General features: G+C 60.7%; 16 protein-coding genes. 5 read left to right on the top strand and 11 right to left on the bottom strand.

The genetic code is table 11. The features are described 5' to 3' along the window. Positions 1-258: 258 nt before the first annotated feature. The 4 genes from nirB to cobA are packed head-to-tail and all read left to right on the top strand — an operon-like array spanning position 259 to position 6,512. On the top strand, positions 259-2,712 hold the full coding sequence (nirB, locus tag V8J63_RS06735; RefSeq protein WP_336463801.1) for a nitrite reductase large subunit NirB: 2,454 nt from the start codon (positions 259-261) through the stop codon (positions 2,710-2,712). After that, complete coding sequence (gene nirD, locus V8J63_RS06730; protein ID WP_016773836.1) at positions 2,709-3,026, top strand: nitrite reductase small subunit NirD; 318 nt, start codon at positions 2,709-2,711, stop codon at positions 3,024-3,026. The genes nirB and nirD overlap by 4 nt, the downstream gene beginning before the upstream one ends. Beyond that, complete coding sequence (locus V8J63_RS06725; RefSeq protein ID WP_125927617.1) at positions 3,026-5,737, top strand: nitrate reductase; 2,712 nt, start codon at positions 3,026-3,028, stop codon at positions 5,735-5,737. Before nirD ends, V8J63_RS06725 begins: the two co-directional genes overlap by 1 nt. 13 nt (positions 5,738-5,750) lie before the next feature. After that, entirely contained in the window at positions 5,751-6,512 is a 762-nt protein-coding gene (gene cobA / locus V8J63_RS06720; RefSeq protein ID WP_125927618.1) for a uroporphyrinogen-III C-methyltransferase, read from the top strand. Positions 6,513-6,614: 102 nt separating this feature from the next. Here the strand turns inward: cobA and V8J63_RS06715 are convergent, their stop codons facing one another. The 8 genes from V8J63_RS06715 to ppsA all read right to left on the bottom strand — a co-directional run bounded on the left by V8J63_RS06715 (position 6,615) and on the right by ppsA (position 14,753). Further along, a complete protein-coding gene (locus tag V8J63_RS06715) occupies positions 6,615-7,649 on the bottom strand; it encodes an OmpA family protein (protein ID WP_016773833.1) in 1,035 nt (344 codons plus the stop codon). Between the two features lie 107 nt (positions 7,650-7,756). Then, the gene (gene sigX / locus V8J63_RS06710) at positions 7,757-8,347 is read right to left on the bottom strand and encodes an RNA polymerase sigma factor SigX (protein ID WP_016773832.1); all 591 of its coding nucleotides are present in this window, start codon (positions 8,345-8,347) and stop codon (positions 7,757-7,759) included. Positions 8,348-8,437: 90 nt separating this feature from the next. Next, positions 8,438-9,262 carry a mechanosensitive ion channel family protein gene (locus tag V8J63_RS06705; RefSeq protein WP_016773831.1) on the bottom strand — a complete coding sequence of 275 codons (825 nt, stop codon included), beginning with the start codon at positions 9,260-9,262 and terminating at the stop codon, positions 8,438-8,440. 2 nt (positions 9,263-9,264) lie between these two features. Further along, the gene (locus V8J63_RS06700; protein ID WP_003223293.1) at positions 9,265-9,513 is read right to left on the bottom strand and encodes a hypothetical protein; all 249 of its coding nucleotides are present in this window, start codon (positions 9,511-9,513) and stop codon (positions 9,265-9,267) included. 63 nt (positions 9,514-9,576) lie between these two features. Continuing rightward, positions 9,577-10,572 (bottom strand): zinc transporter ZntB, encoded by a 996-nt coding sequence (locus V8J63_RS06695; RefSeq protein ID WP_130887697.1) that lies wholly within the window; start codon positions 10,570-10,572, stop codon positions 9,577-9,579. A 21-nt stretch (positions 10,573-10,593) separates the two neighbouring features. Beyond that, positions 10,594-11,085, bottom strand: coding sequence for a ribonuclease E activity regulator RraA (gene rraA / locus V8J63_RS06690; RefSeq protein WP_016773829.1), 492 nt, complete (start codon positions 11,083-11,085; stop codon positions 10,594-10,596). Positions 11,086-11,295: 210 nt separating this feature from the next. Further along, a complete protein-coding gene (locus tag V8J63_RS06685; RefSeq protein WP_076566892.1) occupies positions 11,296-12,285 on the bottom strand; it encodes an alpha/beta fold hydrolase in 990 nt (329 codons plus the stop codon). 98 nt (positions 12,286-12,383) lie between these two features. Then, a complete protein-coding gene (gene ppsA, locus V8J63_RS06680) occupies positions 12,384-14,753 on the bottom strand; it encodes a phosphoenolpyruvate synthase (RefSeq protein WP_051600403.1) in 2,370 nt (789 codons plus the stop codon). A 174-nt stretch (positions 14,754-14,927) separates the two neighbouring features. On the opposite strand from ppsA, the gene ppsR reads away from it, so the two are divergent. After that, positions 14,928-15,746 (top strand): posphoenolpyruvate synthetase regulatory kinase/phosphorylase PpsR, encoded by an 819-nt coding sequence (gene ppsR / locus V8J63_RS06675; protein WP_016773826.1) that lies wholly within the window; start codon positions 14,928-14,930, stop codon positions 15,744-15,746. Positions 15,747-15,808: 62 nt separating this feature from the next. Here the strand turns inward: ppsR and prpD are convergent, their stop codons facing one another. The 3 genes from prpD to acnD all read right to left on the bottom strand — a co-directional run bounded on the left by prpD (position 15,809) and on the right by acnD (position 21,426). After that, positions 15,809-17,293, bottom strand: a complete 1,485-nt coding sequence (gene prpD / locus V8J63_RS06670) for a 2-methylcitrate dehydratase (RefSeq protein ID WP_336463800.1) — start codon at positions 17,291-17,293, stop codon at positions 15,809-15,811. A gap of 292 nt (positions 17,294-17,585) precedes the next feature. Further along, positions 17,586-18,776, bottom strand: coding sequence for a 2-methylaconitate cis-trans isomerase PrpF (prpF, locus tag V8J63_RS06665; protein ID WP_336463799.1), 1,191 nt, complete (start codon positions 18,774-18,776; stop codon positions 17,586-17,588). A gap of 55 nt (positions 18,777-18,831) precedes the next feature. Further along, a complete protein-coding gene (acnD, locus tag V8J63_RS06660) occupies positions 18,832-21,426 on the bottom strand; it encodes a Fe/S-dependent 2-methylisocitrate dehydratase AcnD (protein ID WP_024012300.1) in 2,595 nt (864 codons plus the stop codon). Positions 21,427-21,444: the final 18 nt, after the last annotated feature.

Below are 21,444 nucleotides of genomic sequence, written 5' to 3'. Positions count from 1 at the left end.
GCAAAAAAATCTCCTGTCACAACCCCAATCCCCAATAAATCCGCGTCCCCCCGAGTTGGCACAACCACTGCATTACCCTTTTCACCATACATAAAGCCCAACCTTCAACGACGAAGGCTGCGCTTCCCGAGAGAACGGGACCAGGACAAAGGCGTCCTCGCTAGGCAACTAGCGGGACGCCTTTTTTTGTTTGCGCAAAATTTGTCGAGCAAGGCCCGACGGCCCACCAGAGGCCAGCCGCAGCTCCCGGAGAACCTGATGAAAAAACTCAAACTGGTGATGATCGGCAATGGCATGGCCGGGGTGCGTACCCTGGAAGAACTGCTCAAGCTGAGCGACGAGCTCTACGACATCACCGTCTTCGGCGCCGAACCGCACACCAACTACAACCGCATCCTGTTGTCGCCGGTGCTGGCCGGCGAGCAGACTTTCGAAGAGATCGTCCTCAACGACCTCGACTGGTATCTGGAAAACAACATCAAGTTGCTGCTCAACCGCAAAGTGGTGGAGATCGACCGGGTCAAACGCCGAGTGATTGCCGAGGACGGCACCGAAGCCGAGTACGATCGCCTGCTGATCGCCACCGGCTCGACCCCGTTCATCCTGCCGATTCCCGGCAACACCTTGCAGGGTGTGATCGGTTACCGCGACATTGCCGACACCCAGGCCATGATCGACACCGCCAGGACCCACAAGCACGCCGTAGTCATCGGCGGCGGCCTGCTCGGCCTCGAAGCGGCCAATGGCCTGATGCTGCGCGGCATGCACGTGACCGTGGTGCACCTCGGCGAATGGCTGCTGGAGCGGCAACTGGACAAGACCAGCGGCCAGCTTCTGCAATCGGCGCTGGAATCCCGTGGTCTGCACTTCCGCCTATGCGAACAGACCCAAGCCCTGCACGATGCCGGCAATGGCCGGGTCGGCTCGGTGCAGTTCAAGAACGGCGACATCATTCCTGCCGATCTGGTGGTGATGGCCGCCGGCATCCGCCCCAACACCGAACTGGCAGAAAAGGCCGGCATTCCGTGCAATCGCGGGATTCTGGTCAACGACACCCTGCAAACCTACGACCCGCGCATCTACGCAATCGGAGAATGCGCCAGCCATCGCGGCATCGCCTACGGCCTCGTTGCGCCGCTGTTCGAACAAGCCAAGGTCTGCGCCAATCACCTCGCGCAACTGGGTTTCGCTCGCTATCAGGGCTCGGTGACTTCGACGAAATTGAAAGTCACCGGCATCGACCTGTTCTCCGCCGGCGATTTCATGGGCGGCGAAGGCACCGAGACCATCACCCTCTCCGACCCGATCGGCGGCGTGTACAAAAAACTGGTGATCAAGGATGACGTGCTGGTCGGCGCCTGTCTGTACGGCGATACGGCAGATGGCGGTTGGTATTTCCGGCAGATTCGTGAGAATCACGCCATAGGCGAGATCCGCGATCACCTCATGTTCGGCGAAAACGCTTTAGGCGACGTAGGACATCAGGGCCAGGACAAAGCCATGGTCATGGCCGACAGCGCCGAAGTCTGCGGCTGCAACGGTGTGTGCAAGGGCACCATCGTCAAGGCGATTCAGGAACACGGCCTGTTCAGCGTCGATGAAGTGAAGAAACACACCAAGGCGGCCAGCTCCTGCGGTTCCTGCGCCGGCCTTGTTGAACAGATCCTGATCAATACGGTGGGTGGCGCGGCCGACGTCAAACCGAAAAGCGAAAAAGCCATCTGCGGTTGCAGCGATCTCAACCACGGGCAGATTCGTCAGGCGATCCGTCAGGAACACCTGCTGACCATCGCCGAGACCATGAGTTACCTGAACTGGCGCACGCCCAATGGCTGCGCGACCTGTCGCCCGGCGCTCAACTACTACCTGATTTCCACCTGGCCGGGCGAGGCCAAGGACGACCCGCAATCGCGTCTGATCAACGAACGCGCCCACGCCAACATCCAGAAGGACGGCACCTATTCGGTGGTGCCGCGCATGTGGGGCGGCGTGACCAACCCATCGGAACTGCGCCGAATCGCCGATGTGGCCGACAAGTACAACGTGCCGATGGTCAAGGTCACCGGCGGTCAGCGCATCGACTTGCTGGGGATCAAGAAACAGGATCTGCCCGGCGTCTGGAAAGACCTCGACATGCCGTCCGGCCACGCCTACGGCAAATCCATCCGCACCGTGAAAACCTGTGTCGGCAGCGAGTTCTGCCGCTTCGGCACACAGAACTCGACGCAACTGGGCATCGAACTCGAGCACGACCTGTTCAGCATGTGGTCGCCGCACAAAGTGAAGCTGGCCGTGTCCGGTTGCCCACGCAACTGCTCGGAAGCGGGCATCAAGGACGTAGGAATTATCGGCGTCGACTCCGGCTGGGAGATGTACATCGGTGGCAACGGCGGGATCAAGACCGAGGTCGCCGAGTTCTTCGTCAAGCTCAAGACTGCCGAAGAAGTCCGTGAATACAACGGCGCGTTTCTGCAGCTCTACCGCGAAGAAGCCTTCTACCTCGAACGCACCGTGCATTACCTGCAACGGGTCGGCATGGAGCACATCAAGAAGAACGTGCTCGAAGACGCCGAGCGGCGCAAGGCCCTGAATGAGCGCCTGCAATTCTCCCTGTCGTTCGAACAGGACCCATGGAAAGAACGCCTGGCGCAGCCGCAACTGAAGAAAGAATTCGACGTGATCCCCGTGAAAAACCTGGAGGTGCCGGCATGAACTGGCTCGATATCTGTGCGCTGGAAGAGATCAACGCCCTCGGTTCGCGGATCATTGCCGGGCCGAAAGGAGACATCGCGATTTTTCGCACAAGCGACGACGAGGTTTTCGCCCTCGATGACCGCTGCCCGCACAAGGGCGGGCCGCTGTCGCAAGGCCTGATCTATGGCAAGCGCGTGGCCTGCCCGCTGCACAACTGGCAGATCGACCTGGAAACCGGCGAAGCTCAGGCGCCAGACATCGGCTGTGCCCATCACCATCCGGCGCGGGTCGAGAATGGCCGGGTGCAACTGGCCCTGCGGGACGCCATCTGATGAACCGCCAGACGACCGCCTCGACCTGCTGTTACTGCGGGGTCGGCTGCGGCGTACTGATCGAGCATGACGGCGAGCGCATCCTCGGCGTCAGCGGCGATCCGGCGCACCCGGCCAACTTCGGCAAACTGTGCAGCAAAGGCTCGACGCTGCACCTGACCGGCGACCTCGCCGCCCGCGCCTTGTACCCGGAACTGCGCCTGGGCAAAGGCCTGGCGCGCAGCCGTACTGACTGGGATACCGCCCTCGACCACGCGACCAACGTGTTTGCCGAAACCATCGCCGAACACGGCCCGGACAGCGTGGCGTTCTACATCTCCGGGCAGTTGCTCACCGAGGACTACTACGCCTTCAACAAACTGGCGCGGGCGCTGGTCGGCACCAACAACATCGACAGCAATTCGCGGCTGTGCATGTCTTCGGCGGTGGTCGGCTACAAACGCAGCCTCGGCGCCGACGCGCCGCCGTGCAGTTACGAAGACCTGGAGCTCAGCGACTGCGTGATGATCGTCGGCAGTAACATGGCCTACGCCCATCCGGTACTTTTCCGTCGACTGGAGGAAGCCAAATCCCGTCGCCCGCAGATGAAAGTCATCGTGATCGACCCGCGTCGCACCGACACCTGCGATTTGGCTGACCTGCATCTGGCGATTCTTCCGGGCACCGATGTCGCCCTGTTCCATGGGATTTTGCATCTGCTGCTGTGGGAAGACTGGGTCGATCGCGATTTCATCAAGGTGCACACCGAAGGCCTCGCCGAACTTAAAACGCTGGTCCGCGATTACACCCCGCAGATGGTTTCGCAACTGTGCGGCATCAGCATCGAGCAACTGCAGCAATGCGCAGAATGGGTCGGCACTGCGCCGAGCTTCCTGTCGCTGTGGTGCATGGGCCTGAATCAGTCCACCGCCGGCAGCGCAAAGAACAGCGCGCTGATCAATCTGCACTTGGCCACAGGGCAAATCGGCCGGCCCGGTGCAGGACCTTTCTCCCTCACCGGTCAGCCAAATGCGATGGGCGGGCGGGAAACCGGCAGTCTGTCCAATCTGCTGCCGGGTCACCGCGATGCCGCCAACCCGGAGCATCGCGCCGAGGTGGCGGCGTATTGGGGCGTGGATAGCTTGCCCGAGGCGCCGGGCCTGAGCGCCATTGAACTGTTCGAAAACCTGCGCAGCGGCAAAATCAAAGCGCTGTGGATTGCCTGTACCAATCCGGCGCAATCGATGCCTGATCAGAGCGCAGTCCGCGCAGCGCTTGAGGCCTGCCCTTTTGTGGTATTGCAGGAAGCCTTTCGCACCACCGAAACCGCAGCGTTTGCCGACCTGCTGTTACCCGCCGCCAGTTGGGGCGAGAAAGAAGGTTCGGTGACCAACTCCGAGCGGCGCATTTCCCACGTGCGCAAAGCGGTTGTCGCACCGGGCGAAGCGCGGCCGGACTGGGCAATCACGGTGGATTTCGCACAGCGTCTGGAGAAACGTCTGCGCCCCAAGCAGCCAAGCCTGTTCGCTTTCGATCAACCTTCGCAGTTGTTTGATGAATTCAAAGCGCTGACCCGTGGGCGAGACCTGGATCTGTCCGGGATCAGTCATGCCTTGATCGACGAGCTAGGCCCGCAGCAATGGCCCTTCCCTGCCGGCGCCCGCCAAGGCACGCCACGCTTGTACGGCGACGGCATTTTCCCTACAGCCAATGGCCGCGCGCAGTTCATTGCCGACCCGTACCGCGCCGCCAAGGAACAACGCGACGCGCGCTTCCCGCTGACTTTGATCACCGGTCGCCTGCGTGACCAGTGGCACGGCATGAGCCGCACCGGCACCGCCGCGCAATTGTTCGGCCACGTCAGCGAAGCCGTGCTGAGCCTGCACCCTGACGAAATGCGCCGGCACCGCTTGCAGCCCGGTGATCTGGTCAATCTGAAAAGCCGCCGTGGCGCAGTGATTGTTGCGGTCGGCAGCGACGACAGCGTGCGTCCGGGCCAGGCGTTCCTGCCGATGCACTGGGGCGATCGCTATCTCAAGGGCGGCGTCAACACGCTGACCTTGCCGGCGTTTGATCCGCTGTCCAGGCAACCGGAGCTCAAGCACAGCGGCGTGCGTCTGGAGGCAGTCAATCTGCCGTGGCAACTGTTCGCCTTGATTGAGGGTGATGTTCAACGGCATTTCGAGACGCTACGACCGCTGTGCGAGGCGTTTTCCTACGTCAGCCTCAGCCTTGTCGGTCGTGAGCGGCCAGCGCTGCTGATACGCGCTGCACACGGCCAGGCGCCGGATCCACAGCTGCTGGGCGAGATCGACCAGTGCCTGTCACTGCTGGATGGCCCGGTTCTAGCCTATGACGATCCGCGTCGCGCCATTGGCAAGCGCGTGCGCATCGAAAACGGCCGTATCACCGCCATTCGCCTGGCCGGCGAAACCCTTGCGCAACACTGGTTGCAGAGCCTGTGGCTGGAGGGCCGCGCCGACCAACAACTGCGGCGCTGGCTGCTCGCGCCGATGAGCGCGCCGCCGGGCACTGTCGGAGCGATCGCCACCGACAAGACCTTGTGCAATTGCGAAAACGTCAGCCTCAACGCAGTCTGCGCCGGCATTCGCCAGGGCCTGGATCTGCAAGGCCTGAAAAACAATCTCCGATGCGGTACGCAATGCGGTTCCTGCGTGCCGGAAATCAAGCGTCTGCTGGCTGCCGAAGCGCGGCCGGTCGCGGTCATTTAACGAGGACAACACCATGAATGCGAAAGTCTGGCTGGTGGGCGCAGGCCCTGGCGATCCGGAGTTGCTGACGCTCAAAGCGGTGCGCGCATTGCGCGAGGCCGATGTGGTGATGATCGATGATCTGGTAAACGACGCGGTGCTGGAGCACTGCCCGGCTGCGCGGGTGATCCCGGTGGGCAAACGCGGCGGCTGCCGTTCGACCCCGCAGGCATTCATTCATCGCCTAATGCTGCGTTACGCACTCCAGGGCAAATGCGTGGTGCGCCTGAAGGGCGGCGATCCGTGCATTTTCGGCCGCGGTGGCGAAGAAGCGCAGTGGTTGCGCGAGCGCGGGGTTGAAGTGGAACTGGTCAATGGCATCACCGCTGGGCTGGCCGGGGCGACCCAGTGCGATATTCCGCTGACGTTGCGGGGCGTGGCGCGCGGAGTAACGTTGGTGACTGCGCATACCCAGGATGACAGCCAGTTGAACTGGCAGGCGCTGGCGCAAGGCGGGACGACGCTGGTGGTTTACATGGGCGTGGCCAAGCTGGGCGAGATTCGTGATCATCTGCTGGCCGGAGGGATGGCGGCGGATACGCCGGTGGCGATGATCGAAAACGCCTCTTTGGCGCATCAGCGTGAATGTCGCAGTGATTTGACTGCGATGGCTGAGGATGCCTCGGCGTTTGAATTGAAAAGCCCGGCGATTCTGGTGATTGGTGCGGTGGCTGCTGTCGTGGAAGAGCAAAAGATCGCAGCCTTCGGCAGCTCCTACAGGACACATATGATCTGAATGTAGGAGCTGCCGCAGGCTGCGATCTTTCAAGATTCGAAGCCAAATCGCAGACAAAGAAAAGCCCGGCCTGAGCCGGGCTTTTCCATCAGCGGCAGCTAATTACTTAGCTTGAGCTTCAACCTGCGCTTCTACGCGACGGTTTACAGCGCGGCCAGCGTCAGTTTTGTTGTCAGCAACTGGGCGGGATTCGCCGTAGCCAACAGACTGAACGCGGGACGATTCAACACCGTACTGGTTGGTCAGAACCTGCTTAACGGCGTTTGCACGACGCTCGGACAGTTTCTGGTTGTAAGCGTCAGGACCGACGGAGTCAGTGTGACCTTCAACAGTAGTGGTGGTGGATGGGTACTGCTTCATGAAGTCAGCCAGGTTCTTGATGTCGCCGTAGCTGTTTGGCTTGACTACCGACTTGTCGAAGTCGAATTTCACGTCCAGCTCAACACGAACAACTTCAGCAACTGCTGGGCAGCCATCAGCGTCAACGGTTACGTTGGCTGGGGTGTCCGGGCACTTGTCAACGTTGTCGCAAACGCCATCGTTGTCGCTGTCGGAGCAGACTTCAGCAGGTGCTGGAACTGGAGCAGCAGCTGGCTTGGAGCCGCCACCGAAGTTCACACCGATACCGACGCTAGGAGCCCACTCGGTGTCGCCCTGGTCGATGTTGTACTGAGCTTCAACGCCGGCACGGGCGTAGAAGTTCTCGGTGAAGTACAGCTTGGCACCGCCGCCAACGTTGGCGAAGGTGGAACGGTTACGACCGTTCGAACCGTTCTGGTCGATGCTCTGGTCAGAGAAACCGGCCGAAACGTATGGACGAATCATGTCGCCTGGGTTGTTGAAGTGGTACAGAGCGTCCAGAGCGGTGTTAGCGCCTTTGACGTTCTTGCCATCGTCGGCACGTACGTTGTGCACTTCGTCGTAGCCCAGACGCAGTTCAACGTCGTCGGTCAGGAAGTAACCGATCGAACCGCCGAACAGGTTGCCGTTGTTCTTGAAGTTACGAGCGCTGTCGAATTGTTCTTTCTTAGCGAAGCCTTCGATTTCAACTGCGCCTTGGCCTTGTGCCAGAGCGCCGAACGAAGTGGCGGCAATCAGAGAACCAATGGCCAAGCCCAAGGTGTTTTTCAGTTTCATCCGTTAAATCCCCATCTGGTGATTGTGAAGCAGTCCCGCAAACCGGGGGACAACTCGGCGGCAAGTCTATCAGAACTTGCCTACACGTAAGAGATATTTGCGCTGAACTAAGTTTCAGCAATGCCTGCAAATTTCTCACGCAATTTATCTAGAGCGCGTTTGTAACGCATTTTTGTCGCACTCAAACCCATGTGCATGATGTCTGCGATCTCCTGAAACTCCAGCTCTGCGACAAATCGTAGCACCAGAATTTCGCGGTCAATCGGATTCACATACACCAGCCAGCGATCAAGCCCACCCTTCTCCTCCGGCTTCGGCGCCTTTTCTTCAGACGCTTCCTCAAGAGGGTCCAGACTGAGAGCGTCCATCAAGCGACGCTTACGCCGTTCCTTCCGATACTGCGTGATGCATTCGTTGTAAGTGATGCTGTAAAGCCAGGTTTTGAACTTCGATTTCCCCTCGAAGTTCTTCAGGCCGTACAGCACCTTCAGCATCACTTCCTGACAGACATCGTCTGCGTCGCGATCGTTCCCAAGATATCTCGCGCAGACGTTAAATAATGTTCGCTGGTAACGCCGCATCAACTCTTCGTAGGCGCGCGTTACGTGAAACAGCTCGGTATGCGAGCGCGCGACCAACTCCTCATCAGAGAGCTCGCGGGGGTCGTAGCGCGTGGATAGCGGTTGGGCTTTATTCAAAACAAGTCGTGCCGACAGTCAGGTCAATGTCCGCCACAACCAGCCTCGGCTGGCATTTTGCGGCGGCATACATTAGCAGGGTTTGCCGGTTTAGCGGCTACTCACATGCTGTTCCAGCAGGATCCGATTGGAGAGAGAGACTAGCTCACCCTCATCGGTCAGCAATGTGGTTTTAACCGTGCCGATCTCTTCGATCTGGCCTTCGACCTCGCCAACACGCACTTGTTGCCCAACCTCATACAGCTCACGCACATAGATTCCCGCAAGAATCTGACCGGCGATTTCCCGGCTTCCCAAACCCATGGCCAGCGCAACTGCCAGACCAACGGTAATCAATACGATAACAATCACATGGTTCAGCAGGTCGGTCTTGACCTCGAGCTGGCTGATCGCAACCGAGATGCTGATAATGATCACCAGCCCCTGCGCGATCCGCCCCAACCCGGAAGCGTAGTCCAGCCCTACGCCTTCTGCTGCGCCGCGCACCAGCCCGTTGGCCAGTTGCGCCAGCAGGACACCGACCAGCAACACCAGCGCGGCGCCGAATACTTTCGGCAGATACAACGCCAGCATGTCCAGCGTAGCTGAAACTCGCTCGAGGCCAAGGGATTCTGCCGCAGAAACCAGAAAAATCAGCAGAACGAACCAGTAGACGATTTTACCGATCAGCGTCGAGATCGGCACTTGCAGCCCGGCGCGCGACATCAGCTTGGTCAGCCCGGTGCCGCCCATCAGGCGATCGAGGCCCAGTTTGGCGAGCAATTTGGAGAGCAGGGTGTCGAGCAGCTTGGCCACGACGAAACCCAGCAGCAGCACAACCAGTGCGCCGAACAGGTTCGGAATGAAGTTAGCGACTTTGGTCCACAACGCAGTCATTGCAGTGACGAGGCTCTGAGTCCAGAGATCAAGTTCCATATTCAATCAGCCTTATCAGCAGTGCGAGCAGTGGTTTTACGAAGACGGGAAACCGGCGAGACATGCGCCGAGCCATTGTTCAGGGCGATCATCAGCGCGGGCAGCCAGCGGCCCAGCAGGCTGAACAGATCACCGGCGCCGACCTGGCGGTTGGCGGTTTTGAGTACGCGGCCCAGGCACGCATCGTCGTCGCGGCTGGACGGCGAAGCGTTGAGCATGTCGCGCAAAGACTGTTCAAACGGATCGTGCATACGCACCTCTCGTGATGTCTGTGAAAGACGCGGGCAGATTTGCTCGGGTCACATGCGCCATGTTCACACCCAGCGCAATCGACGGAACAACCACCACTGGCCGAATGCCAGGGCGAGCACCGTCAGACAGGCGATCAGGAAGCCATACGGGCTTTCGGCGAACGGAATACCGCCGACATTGATGCCGAGCAGACCGGTGATGAAGCTCATCGGCAAAAAGATGCAGGTAATGATGCCGAAGCGATACATGGTGCGGTTCATGTGCACGCTCAAACGCCGGTCTTCGGCCTCCAGCACAAGCCCCACGCGCTCTCGAGTCAATTCCAGCTCTTCCAGATAACGGGTCAGGCTGTTGTTCAATTCGTTCCAGTAGTCGGCGTCGTCTTCGACGAACCACGGCAGTTTGATCCGCGTCAGCTGTCCGAAAATGTCCCGCTGTGGGGCGAGAAAACGCTTCAGCCCGGCCGCTCTGCGACGGATGTGCAAAATCGCCCCATGCTCGGGGGTATACCGTTCGTCGGCGTCGAGTTTTTCTTCCTCTTCATCCACCACTTCCGACAGGCACGTGACCAGATCCTGCACTTTGTTGGTGAGGAACTGCGCCAGATACAGCATCAATTCCGAGGAAGTTCTTGGCCCTTTGCCCTCACCCAGCAGCGCCAGCAACTCATCCGTAGCGCGCAACGGACGCAAGCGCAGGGAAATCACTCGCTGAGCCGAGGCGAAAATCCGCACCGAGACCATATCTTCCGGCTCGGCGCCCGGGTTGAGATTGACCCCGCGCAGAAACAGCAGCAGCTCGGAGTCGGGCAATGGCAACAGACGCGGGCGGGTATTCTCTTCCAGCAACAGATCGCAGGTGAATTCATTGAGCCCGCTGGATTTGCGCAGCCAGGTCTGGGTCTGCGGATGGCTGCGATCCCAGTGCAGCCACAGGCTTTCATGGGCCAGCAGCTGCAAATCGTCGAGCTCAGTCCGGGCTATCGAACGCGCACCGCCCTTGCCGTCCAGCACCAGGGCATGCACCAGCCCCCATTGCGCGTTTTCTTCCTCGAACATCCGCATCCCTTGTCGAAAAGCTTATTCAGGCATTTTCAGCGGGCTCGGCGACACGATCACGCCGTTGTTGTCCGCATAAATGTACTGGCCCGGGTGGAACGTCACGCCGGCGAAAGTCACCGGGACGTTGAGGTCGCCAATGCCGCGCTTGTCGGTTTTCATCGGATGGCTGGCCAGCGCCTGCACGCCGAGATCGGTCTGGGCGATGACGTCGACGTCACGGATGCAACCGTAGATCACCAGCCCTTCCCAACCGTTCTGCGCGGCCTTGGCGGCGATCATGTCGCCCAACAGGGCGCGGCGCAGCGAACCGCCCCCATCAACCACCAGCACTTTGCCTTTGCCATTGAGTTCGGCCTGCTCCTTGACCAGCGAATTGTCTTCGAAGCACTTGATGGTCACGATTTCGCCGCCGAAGGAATCCCGGCCGCCGAAATTGCTGAACATCGGTTCCAGCACCTGCACCAGCTCCGGGTAGGCGTCGCACAGGTCAGGCGTAAGGTAATGTTCCATCGAAAAACTCCTGTAACAAGGAAGACGATCAAGGATGCCGCATTCTGATGAGACGAGTTCCGGCGGTCGCTGTTTACCTTAGTCCATGCCATGGTCGCTGAGCGAACCTGAACCGCAGCTGAAACGTTATCGCTAAACAGTCACGAAATATGACCGGAACCGCACAATGCGTCATATCTTAGCCGCAAGCCAGGCTGAACGGAACGCCCCTCACACCGCAGCGGCCAGATCCGTCGTCTGCGCCAGCAACGGCGTCTGCTGATCGTTCAACCAGCGCGCCACCAGCGGCCACACCTCAGCCTGCGCCGCTTTGCTCACCAACATTTCGACATGACCGAAATTATCCGAGAAGCCCTGCTCGCGGCCCAGATTGATGAACTGCTTGCACTCTGAGCCGATCTGCTCGAACAGCTTGCGGCAGGCCCACGCCGGATCCTGATGATCGCCCGCTGCCGTCACCGCCAGCACCGGCACCTGCACCTCGGCAAGACCGGCCCACCAATCCTTGTCCTTGTCGCCGAAGCGGCCGAACAAGCCGTACCAGCGCATGCTTTCGATGGCCAGGCCGATCGGCTCGTCTTCCGGGCCGCGTTTGAGGCGTGAGCCGGACAACTGCGCGAAACGCTTGAGAATAAAGCGCCCGCCCCACTCCACCGGTGGGATTTTCAACGGCCAGTAGGTGCGGCTGACCTGGGTGCCGAAAAACGCCGCCGAGGCCACGGCCGGTTCGCCGAGATATTCGCCACCGAGCGCCGCCGCCAGGGTGATGCCGCCCAGCGAATGGCCGATCCAGTGCGGGATCTGTCCGCTCTGCTCACGCACGAACGCGGCAATCGCCGGCAGATCGTAGCGGGCATAGTCGGCCACGCGGTTGCGCCGGTAGTCCTCATTGCGCTGGGACAGGCCGTGACCGCGCATTTCCGGAATCCACACGTCGAAGCCCAGCCGCGTCAGATACGCGCCGAGCCCGAGGCCTTTGGGGGAAAACCAGAAGCGCCGATTGGAAAAGCTGCCGTGCAACAGAATCACCGGCACGCCGCGTGGCGCCGTGTCATCGGCCATCCCCAGGCGGGTGACGGCGATCTCCACGGACCAGTCCGGGCTGTTGCCGGGTTTCAATCGATAGACGTCTTCGCTCAGATCGCCGCGCCGTTCGGCGCTGATCAGCGCGACAGGAAACAGGTTGCTGCTGCTTTGCATAATGCTCTTGCACAAAAAAGGGCGGCATCCGTTGGAGCCCGCCCTACTTCAATCTCAAGGCCCGCTCCCACATGGGGCGCGGGCCAATTACATACAGATCAAGCCTGACCTTCGGCGAGGAAGAACCAGGTTTCCAGCACGGTGTCCGGGTTCAGCGACACGCTTTCGATGCCCTGTTCCATCAGCCACTTGGCCAGATCCGGGTGGTCCGAAGGACCCTGACCGCAGATGCCGATGTACTTGCCGGCCTTGTTGCAGGCCTGAATGGCGTTGGCCAACAGCTTCTTCACCGCCGGATTCCGCTCGTCGAACAGGTGCGCGATGATCCCCGAATCGCGGTCCAGACCCAAAGTCAGTTGGGTCAGGTCGTTGGAGCCGATCGAGAAACCGTCGAAGAATTCGAGGAATTCCTCGGCCAGAATCGCGTTCGATGGCAGTTCGCACATCATGATCACGCGCAGACCGTTCTCGCCGCGCTTCAAGCCGTTCTCGGCGAGCAGATCGACCACCTGGCTGGCTTCGCCCAGAGTACGGACGAACGGCACCATGATTTCCACGTTGGTCAGGCCCATCTCGTTGCGCACGCGTTTCAATGCGCGGCATTCGAGCTCGAAGCAATCGCGGAACGATTCGCTGATGTAACGCGAAGCGCCACGGAAGCCCAGCATCGGGTTTTCTTCTTCCGGCTCGTAGAGCTTGCCGCCGATCAGGTTTGCGTATTCGTTGGACTTGAAGTCCGACAGACGCACGATGACTTTCTTCGGCGTGAACGCTGCAGCCAGGGTGCTGATGCCTTCCACCAGTTTGTCGACGTAGAAGTCGACCGGGTCGCTGTAACCGGCAATACGCTTGTCGACGCTGTCCTTGATTTCCTGCGGCAGGCCGTCGTAGTTCAACAGCGCTTTCGGGTGCACGCCGATCATGCGGTTGATGATGAATTCCAGACGCGCCAGACCAACGCCGGCGTTCGGCAATTGGGCGAAGTCGAAGGCGCGATCCGGATTGCCGACGTTCATCATGATCTTGAACGGCAGCTCCGGCATGGCGTCGACGGAGTTCTTCTTGATGTCGAAGCCCAGTTCGCCTTCGAAGATGTAACCGGTGTCGCCTTCGGCGCAGGATACGGTCACGCCCTGGCCATCCTTCAGCAGCTGGGTGGCGTTACCGCAACCCACCACCGCCGGAATGCCCAGTTCACGGGCGATGATCGCCGCGTGGCAGGTACGCCCGCCACGGTTGGTGACGATGGCGCTGGCGCGCTTCATCACTGGTTCCCAGTCCGGGTCGGTCATGTCGGAAACCAGCACGTCGCCCGGCTGGACTTTGTCCATTTCCGAGACGTCTTTGATGATGCGTACTTTGCCGGCGCCGATGCGCTGGCCGATCGCCCGACCTTCCACCAGCACGGTGCCGGTTTCCTTGAGCAGGTAACGTTCCATCACGTTGGCCTGGGTGCGGCTTTTCACGGTTTCCGGACGCGCTTGCACGATGTACAGCTTGCCGTCGTCACCGTCCTTGGCCCACTCGATGTCCATCGGGCAGCCGTAGTGCTTCTCGATAATCATCGCCTGCTTGGCCAGCTCACTGACTTCGGCGTCGGTCAGGCAGAAACGCGCGCGTTCGGCCTTGTCGACATCGACAGTCTTGACCGAACGACCGGCCTTGGCCTCGTCGCCGTAGATCATCTTGATGGCTTTGCTGCCCAGGTTGCGGCGCAGGATGGCCGGACGACCGGCTTCCAGGGTGCCTTTGTGTACGTAGAACTCATCGGGGTTGACCGCGCCTTGTACGACGGTTTCGCCCAGGCCGTAAGCGCCGGTGATGAATACCACGTCACGGAAACCCGATTCGGTATCGAGGGTGAACATCACGCCGGCGGTGCCGGTTTCCGAACGCACCATGCGCTGCACGCCAGCCGACAGGGCGACCAGTTTGTGGTCGAAGCCCTGGTGCACGCGGTAGGAAATCGCACGGTCGTTGAACAGCGAAGCGAACACCTCTTTGGCGGCGCGGATAACGTTTTCCACACCACGGATGTTCAGGAAGGTTTCCTGCTGACCGGCGAAGGACGCGTCCGGCAGGTCTTCGGCGGTGGCGGAAGAACGCACGGCCACGGCCACGTCAGGGTTGCCGGCCGACAGCGCGGCGAACGCGGTGCGGATCTCGGTGTTGAGCTTTTCAGGGAATTCGGCGTCCATGATCCATTGGCGGATCTGCGCGCCGGTCTTGGCCAGGGCATTGACGTCGTCGACGTCGAGCGCGTCGAGGGCCTTGTGGATCTGATCGTTCAGGCCGCTCAGTTCGAGGAAGTCACGATAGGCCTGAGCCGTCGTGGCGAAGCCGCCGGGGACCGAAACACCGGCGCCTGCCAGGTTACTGATCATCTCGCCCAGGGATGCGTTCTTGCCCCCCACATGCTCAACATCGTGTTTGCCGAGCTTATCGAGGGAAACTACGTACTCTACCAAGGTGATCTCTCCACTAACTGTGTTGGAAAAGCTCAGAAACCGGCGGCCCGGGGGAGCCTTGGCCGGTTGTATGGCCTGGACCTGGAAAATAAGTGAGAATGCGGGCCAATGGCGGCCGGCAAATCGCGCCTATCATATCCAAGATTCGTTACTAGCTTAAGGCCCAAGGTGCAAATGAAACGATCTGCTTTCTTCATCTCCGATGGCACCGGCATTACCGCCGAAACCCTGGGTCAAAGCCTGTTGGCGCAGTTCGAAAACATTACCTTCAGCAAATTCACGCGGCCCTACATCGACAGCGTGGAAAAAGCGCGGGCCATGGTACAACAAATCAACAAAGCCGCTGAAACCGACGGCTTTCGCCCGATCATCTTCGACACCATCGTCAATCAGGACATTCGTGAGATTCTCGCAACGTCCAATGGTTTCATGATCGACATTTTCTCGACCTTCCTCGCGCCGCTCGAACAGGAGCTCACCGAGCATTCTTCCTACACCGTCGGCAAATCCCATTCGATCGGACACAACTCCAATTACATGGAGCGCATCGAGGCGGTGAACTTCGCCCTCGACAACGATGACGGCGCGCGCACCCACTATTACGACAAAGCCGATCTGATACTAGTGGGCGTGTCGCGATGCGGCAAAACGCCGACGTGTCTGTACATGGCCATGCAGTTCGGTATCCGCGCGGCCAACTATCCGCTGACCGAAGACGACATGGAACGCCTGACCCTGCCCACCGCCCTGCGCGCCCATCAGCACAAGCTGTTCGGCCTGACCATCGACCCCGACCGCCTGACCGCGATCCGCAACGAGCGCAAGCCCAACAGCCGTTATTCGAGCTACGCCCAGTGCGAATTCGAAGTGCGCGAAGTGGAGAACCTGTTCCGCCGCGAGAACATTCCGCACATCAATTCCACGCATTTCTCGGTGGAAGAGATTTCGGCGAAGATTCTCGTCGAGAAAGGCGTTGAGCGGCGGTTCAAGTAGGTTTGCGGTGCCTGATCTGACGCTATCGCGGGCAAGCCCGCGAAGAACGATAACGCGGTCCGTCAGATCACAAACAGGTCGATGAATCGATTCACCGGCGTGGCTTCAAGCCGCGCCTGATCCTCGCACAGCGCAAAAATCTCAGCGCAACGCTGGCCGGCAAACCGCGTGGCCAGGTTGGCCTTGAACTTGTCCTCCAGCAACGCAATGCCCTCGGCGCGGCGGCGGCGATGGCCGATCGGGTACTCCACCACGACGTTGTCGGTGCTGCTGCCGTCCTTGAAAAACACCTGCACGGCGTTGGCAATCGAGCGTTTGTCGGGCTCAAGGTATTCGCGGGTGAAACGCGGCTCTTCGACAATCACCATTTTTTCTCGCAGCACATCGATGATCGGATGCGCCTTGTGGAAGTCGTCTTCGTAGTGCTCCGCCACCAGATTGCCGAATGCCAGCGGCACGGCGGTCATGTATTGCAGGCAGTGGTCGCGGTCGGCGGCATTGGCCAGCGGGCCGACCTTGGAAATGATGCGGATCGCCGATTCATGGGTGGTGATGACGATGCGGTCGATCTCATGCAGCCGATTGCGAACCAGCGGATGCAAGGTCACCGCCGCCTCGCATGCCGTCTGCGCATGGAATTCGGCGGGGAAACTGATCTTGAACAGCACGTTTTCCATCACGTAACTGCCGAGCGGCCGGGAAAAGCTGAAAGCGCGTTTGTCCTCGGGCTTCAGCGCCAGATCGTTGTTGGTGTGGCTGAACAGCACGTCATAAAAGCCCCACTGCTTTGCCGTCAGAACCCCGGGAATGCCCATCTCACCACGCATGGCAATGTCGGCTAGTCTTACGCCGCGACTCGCCGCATCCCCCGCCGCCCAGGATTTGCGTGAGCCGGCGTTTGGCGCATGGCGATAGGTGCGCAGCGCCTGACCGTCGGCGAAGGCGTGGGACAGCGCCGACAGCAGCTGCTCGCGATTGGCGCCCATCAGTCGGGCGCTGACGGCGGTCGAGGCGACTTTCACCAGAATGACGTGATCGAGTCCTACCCGGTTAAAGGAGTTTTCCAGAGCGATCACGCCTTGAATCTCGTGGGCAATGATCATTGCTTCCAGCACATCGCGAACCGTCAGCGGCGCCTCACCGTTGGCGATGCGTTTCTGTGACAGGTGATCAGCAACGGCGAGGATGGCACCGAGGTTGTCCGATGGATGGCCCCATTCGGCGGCAAGCCAGGTGTCGTTGTAGTCGAGCCAGCGGACTATGCAGCCGATGTCCCAGGCGGCTTTGACCGGATCGAGGCGATAAGGGGTACCTGGCACTCGTGCACCGAACGGTACTACCGTGCCTTCGACGATCGGGCCGAGGTGTTTCGCGCATTCGGGGAAACGCAGGGCCAGCAGACCGCAGCCAAGCGTGTCGATCAGGCAATTGCGCGCGGTGTTCAGCGCCTCGGCGGATTCGGGCTTGAAGGTGAGGACGTAGTCGGCGATGTCCTGCAGGACTGCGTCGTAATCGGGGCGGTTGTTCAGGTCGACGTTGGCGCTCACGGTGGTTCTCCTGTTCGGGGAAATGAGTGGTTGGGTCTTCCTCAGGGGCTTGGCTGGTTTATGGTTCGTGGTGTCTGGTTTCTTTGTGTTGTGTCAGAGGGTAGCCCCTCACCCTAGCCCTCTCCCGAGGGAGAGGGGACCGATTGGGGGATGCCGTGGAGGTTCACCGACCTGAAAGTCCATCGCTGAATCCATAATCGTCTCGATCTCTCAGGTCGATGTACCTCGCAAGACACCTCTGTCAGCCCCCTCTCCCTCAGGGAGAGGGCTGGGGTGAGGGTAAAATGTCGAGTCAGAACGAGTCAGCAGGCACGCGGACGTAACCTTCCATGAGAACGCGTGCACTGCGGCTCATGATGGCTTTCTTCACCACCCACTCGCCATTCTCCAGCGTCGCCTCGGCGCCCACGCGCAACGTCCCGGACGGATGGCCGAAACGCACGGCATTGCGTTCAACGCCACCAGCAGCAAGATTGACCAACGTCCCGGAAATCGCCGCCGCCGTGCCGATCGCCACTGCTGCCGTGCCCATCATCGCGTGGTGCAGCTTGCCCATCGACAACGCGCGCACCAGCAGATCGACGTCACCAGCGGCAATCGCTTTTCCACTCGACGCTACGTAATCCGCAGGCTTGGCGACGAATGCGACTTTCGGCGTGTGCTGACGCTTGGCGGCTTCTTCCAGATTGGCGATCAGGCCCATGCGCAACGCACCGTAAGCACGAATTGTCTCGAACATCAGCAGCGCTTGCGGATCGCCGTTGATCGCGCCTTGCAGTTCGGTGCCGGTGTAGCCGATGTCTTCGGCGTTGACGAATATCGTCGGGATCCCGGCGTTGATCATGGTCGCCTTGAACGTGCCGACACCCGGGACCTCAAGCTCATCGACCAGATTGCCGGTGGGGAACATTGAGCCACCGCCGCCCTCTTCTTCCGCCGCCGGATCCATGAATTCGACCTGCACTTCGGCCGCCGGAAAGGTCACGCCGTCGAGTTCGAAATCACCGGTTTCCTGCACTTCGCCGTTGGTGATCGGCACGTGGGCGATGATGGTCTTGCCGATGTTGGCCTGCCACACGCGCACCACCGCCACACCGTTGTGCGGAATGCGGCTGGCGTCGACCAGACCGTTGCTGATGGCGAACGAACCGACCGCCGCCGAGAGATTGCCGCAGTTTCCGCTCCAGTCGACGAACGGCTTGTCGATCGACACCTGGCCGAACAGGTAATCGACGTCGTGATCGGCGCGGGTACTTTTCGACAGGATCACGGTTTTGCTGGTGCTCGACGTCGCGCCGCCCATGCCGTCGATCTGCTTGTCGTAGGGATCGGGGCTGCCGATCACTCGCAGCAGCAACGCGTCGCGCGCCGGGCCTGGGACCTGCGCTGCTTCGGGCAGATCCTTGAGGCTGAAGAACACGCCTTTGCTGGTGCCGCCGCGCATGTAAGTCGCAGGGATTCTGATTTGTGGTGCGTGAGCCATGATTGCTCCTTCTAAGCGGCCAAGGGACTCATCACCCCTCGGCCGCTGAACCTGTTTAAACGGCTACCGCCGATCCTTCGAGGAAATCCTGTGCGAAGCGCTGCAACACGCCGCCGGCCTCGTAGATCGACACTTCTTCAGCGGTATCGAGACGGCAGGTCACCGGCACTTCGACGCGCTCGCCGTTCTTGCGATTGATCACCAGCGTCAGATCCGCACGCGGCTTGCGCTCGCCGATCACGTCGTAGGTTTCGCTGCCATCGATGGCCAGGGTGTGGCGGTTGGTGCCGGGTTTGAATTCCAGCGGCAACACGCCCATGCCCACCAGGTTGGTGCGGTGAATGCGCTCGAAACCTTCAGCGGCAATCGCCTCAACGCCGGCCAGGCGCACGCCTTTCGCCGCCCAGTCGCGGGACGAACCCTGACCGTAGTCAGCGCCAGCGATGATGATCAGCGGTTGCTTGCGCTGCATGTAGGTTTCGATGGCTTCCCACATGCGCATGACCTGGCCTTCCGGCTCGACACGCGCCAGCGAACCCTGCTTGACCTTGCCGTTTTCCACGACCATTTCGTTGAACAGCTTCGGGTTGGCGAAGGTCGCGCGCTGGGCCGTCAGGTGGTCGCCACGGTGGGTGGCGTAGGAGTTGAAGTCCTCTTCCGGCAGGCCCATTTTTGCCAGGTATTCGCCGGCGGCGCTGTCGAGCATGATCGCGTTCGATGGCGACAGGTGATCAGTGGTGATGTTGTCCGGCAGCACCGCCAGCGGGCGCATGCCCTTCAGCGGACGGGCGCCGGCCAGTGCGCCTTCCCAGTACGGCGGACGGCGGATGTAGGTGCTCATCTCGCGCCAGTCGTACAGCGGCGCGACTTTCGGCCCGGTGTCTTCATGCACGGCGAACATCGGAATATAGACCTGACGGAACTGCTCAGGCTTGACCGAAGACTTCACCACCGCATCGATTTCTTCATCGCTCGGCCAGATGTCTTTCAGGCGAATTTCCCGACCATCGACCACGCCCAGCACATCCTTTTCGATATCGAAACGGATGGTCCCGGCGATCGCGTAGGCAACCACCAGCGGCGGCGAGGCGAGGAATGCCTGTTTGGCGTACGGGTGAATGCGGCCGTCGAAGTTGCGGTTGCCGGAAAGCACCGCGGTCGCATACAGATCGCGGTCGATGATCTCTTGCTGGATCAGCGGATCGAGGGCGCCGGACATGCCGTTGCAAGTGGTGCAGGCAAATGCCACAACGCCGAAACCGAGCTGTTCCAGCTCAGTGGTCAGCCCCGCTTCGTCGAGGTACAGCGCCACGGTTTTCGAACCGGGCGCCAGCGAGGATTTGACCCACGGCTTGCGCGTCAGGCCGAGCTTGTTGGCATTGCGCGCCAACAGGCCGGCGGCGATGACGTTGCGCGGGTTGCTGGTGTTGGTGCAACTAGTGATGGCGGCGATGATCACCGCGCCGTCGGGCATTTGCCCCGGCACGTCATCCCACTGGCCGGAGATGCCTTTGGCCGCCAGATCCGATACCGCAACGCGGGCGTGCGGGTTGCTCGGGCCGGCCATGTTGCGCACCACCGAGGACAGATCAAAAGTCAGACCGCGCTCGTATTGCGCACCTTTGAGGCTGTCAGCCCACAGCCCGGTCAACTTGGCGTACTGCTCGACCAATTGAACCTGCTGGTCTTCACGACCGGTCAGTTTCAGGTAATCGATGGTCTGCTGATCGATGTAGAACATCGCTGCCGTGGCGCCGTATTCCGGGGCCATGTTGGAAATTGTGGCGCGGTCGCCGAGGGTCAGCGCTGCTGCACCTTCACCGAAGAATTCCAGCCACGCGCCAACGACTTTCTGTTTGCGCAGGTATTCGGTCAGGGCCAGGACCATGTCGGTGGCGGTGATGCCCGGTTGCAGCTTGCCGGTCAGTTCGACGCCAACGCTTTCCGGCAGGCGCATCCACGACGCGCGGCCGAGCATCACGCTCTCGGCTTCGAGGCCGCCAACGCCGATCGCGATCACACCGAGCGCATCGACGTGCGGCGTGTGGCTGTCGGTGCCGACGCAGGTGTCGGGGAACGCCACGCCTTCGCGCACCTGAATCACCGGGGACATTTTCTCCAGGTTGATCTGGTGCATGATGCCGTTGCCCGGCGGGATCACATCGACGTTTTTGAAGGCCTTTTTGGTCCAGTTGATGAAGTGGAAACGGTCTTCGTTGCGGCGATCTTCGATGGCGCGGTTCTTCTCGAAGGCCTGGGCATCGAAACCGCCCGCCTCGACGGCCAGCGAGTGGTCGACGATCAATTGCGTCGGCACCACCGGGTTGACCTGCGCCGGGTCGCCGCCCTGCAAAGCGATGGCATCGCGCAGGCCAGCGAGGTCGACCAGCGCGGTCTGGCCGAGGATGTCATGGCAGACCACCCGCGCCGGGAACCACGGGAAATCGAGATCGCGCTTGCGCTCGATCAGTTGCTTGAGGGAATCGGTGAGCGTGGCCGGGTCGCAGCGACGCACGAGGTTTTCCGCCAGCACGCGGGAGGTGTACGGCAGGGTGTCGTAGCTGCCGGGTGCAATCGCCTCGATCGCCGCGCGGGTGTCGAAGTAATCCAGCGGCGTGCCGGGCAGGTTCTTGCGGAATTCTGTGTTCATCGGGTCAGGACTCGGGTC

Source organism: Pseudomonas sp. CCNWLW23, from assembly GCF_037095675.1.
In the GTDB taxonomy this organism is placed as follows: domain Bacteria; phylum Pseudomonadota; class Gammaproteobacteria; order Pseudomonadales; family Pseudomonadaceae; genus Aquipseudomonas; species Aquipseudomonas atacamensis.
This window is presented reverse-complemented; position numbering and strand designations above follow the sequence as displayed.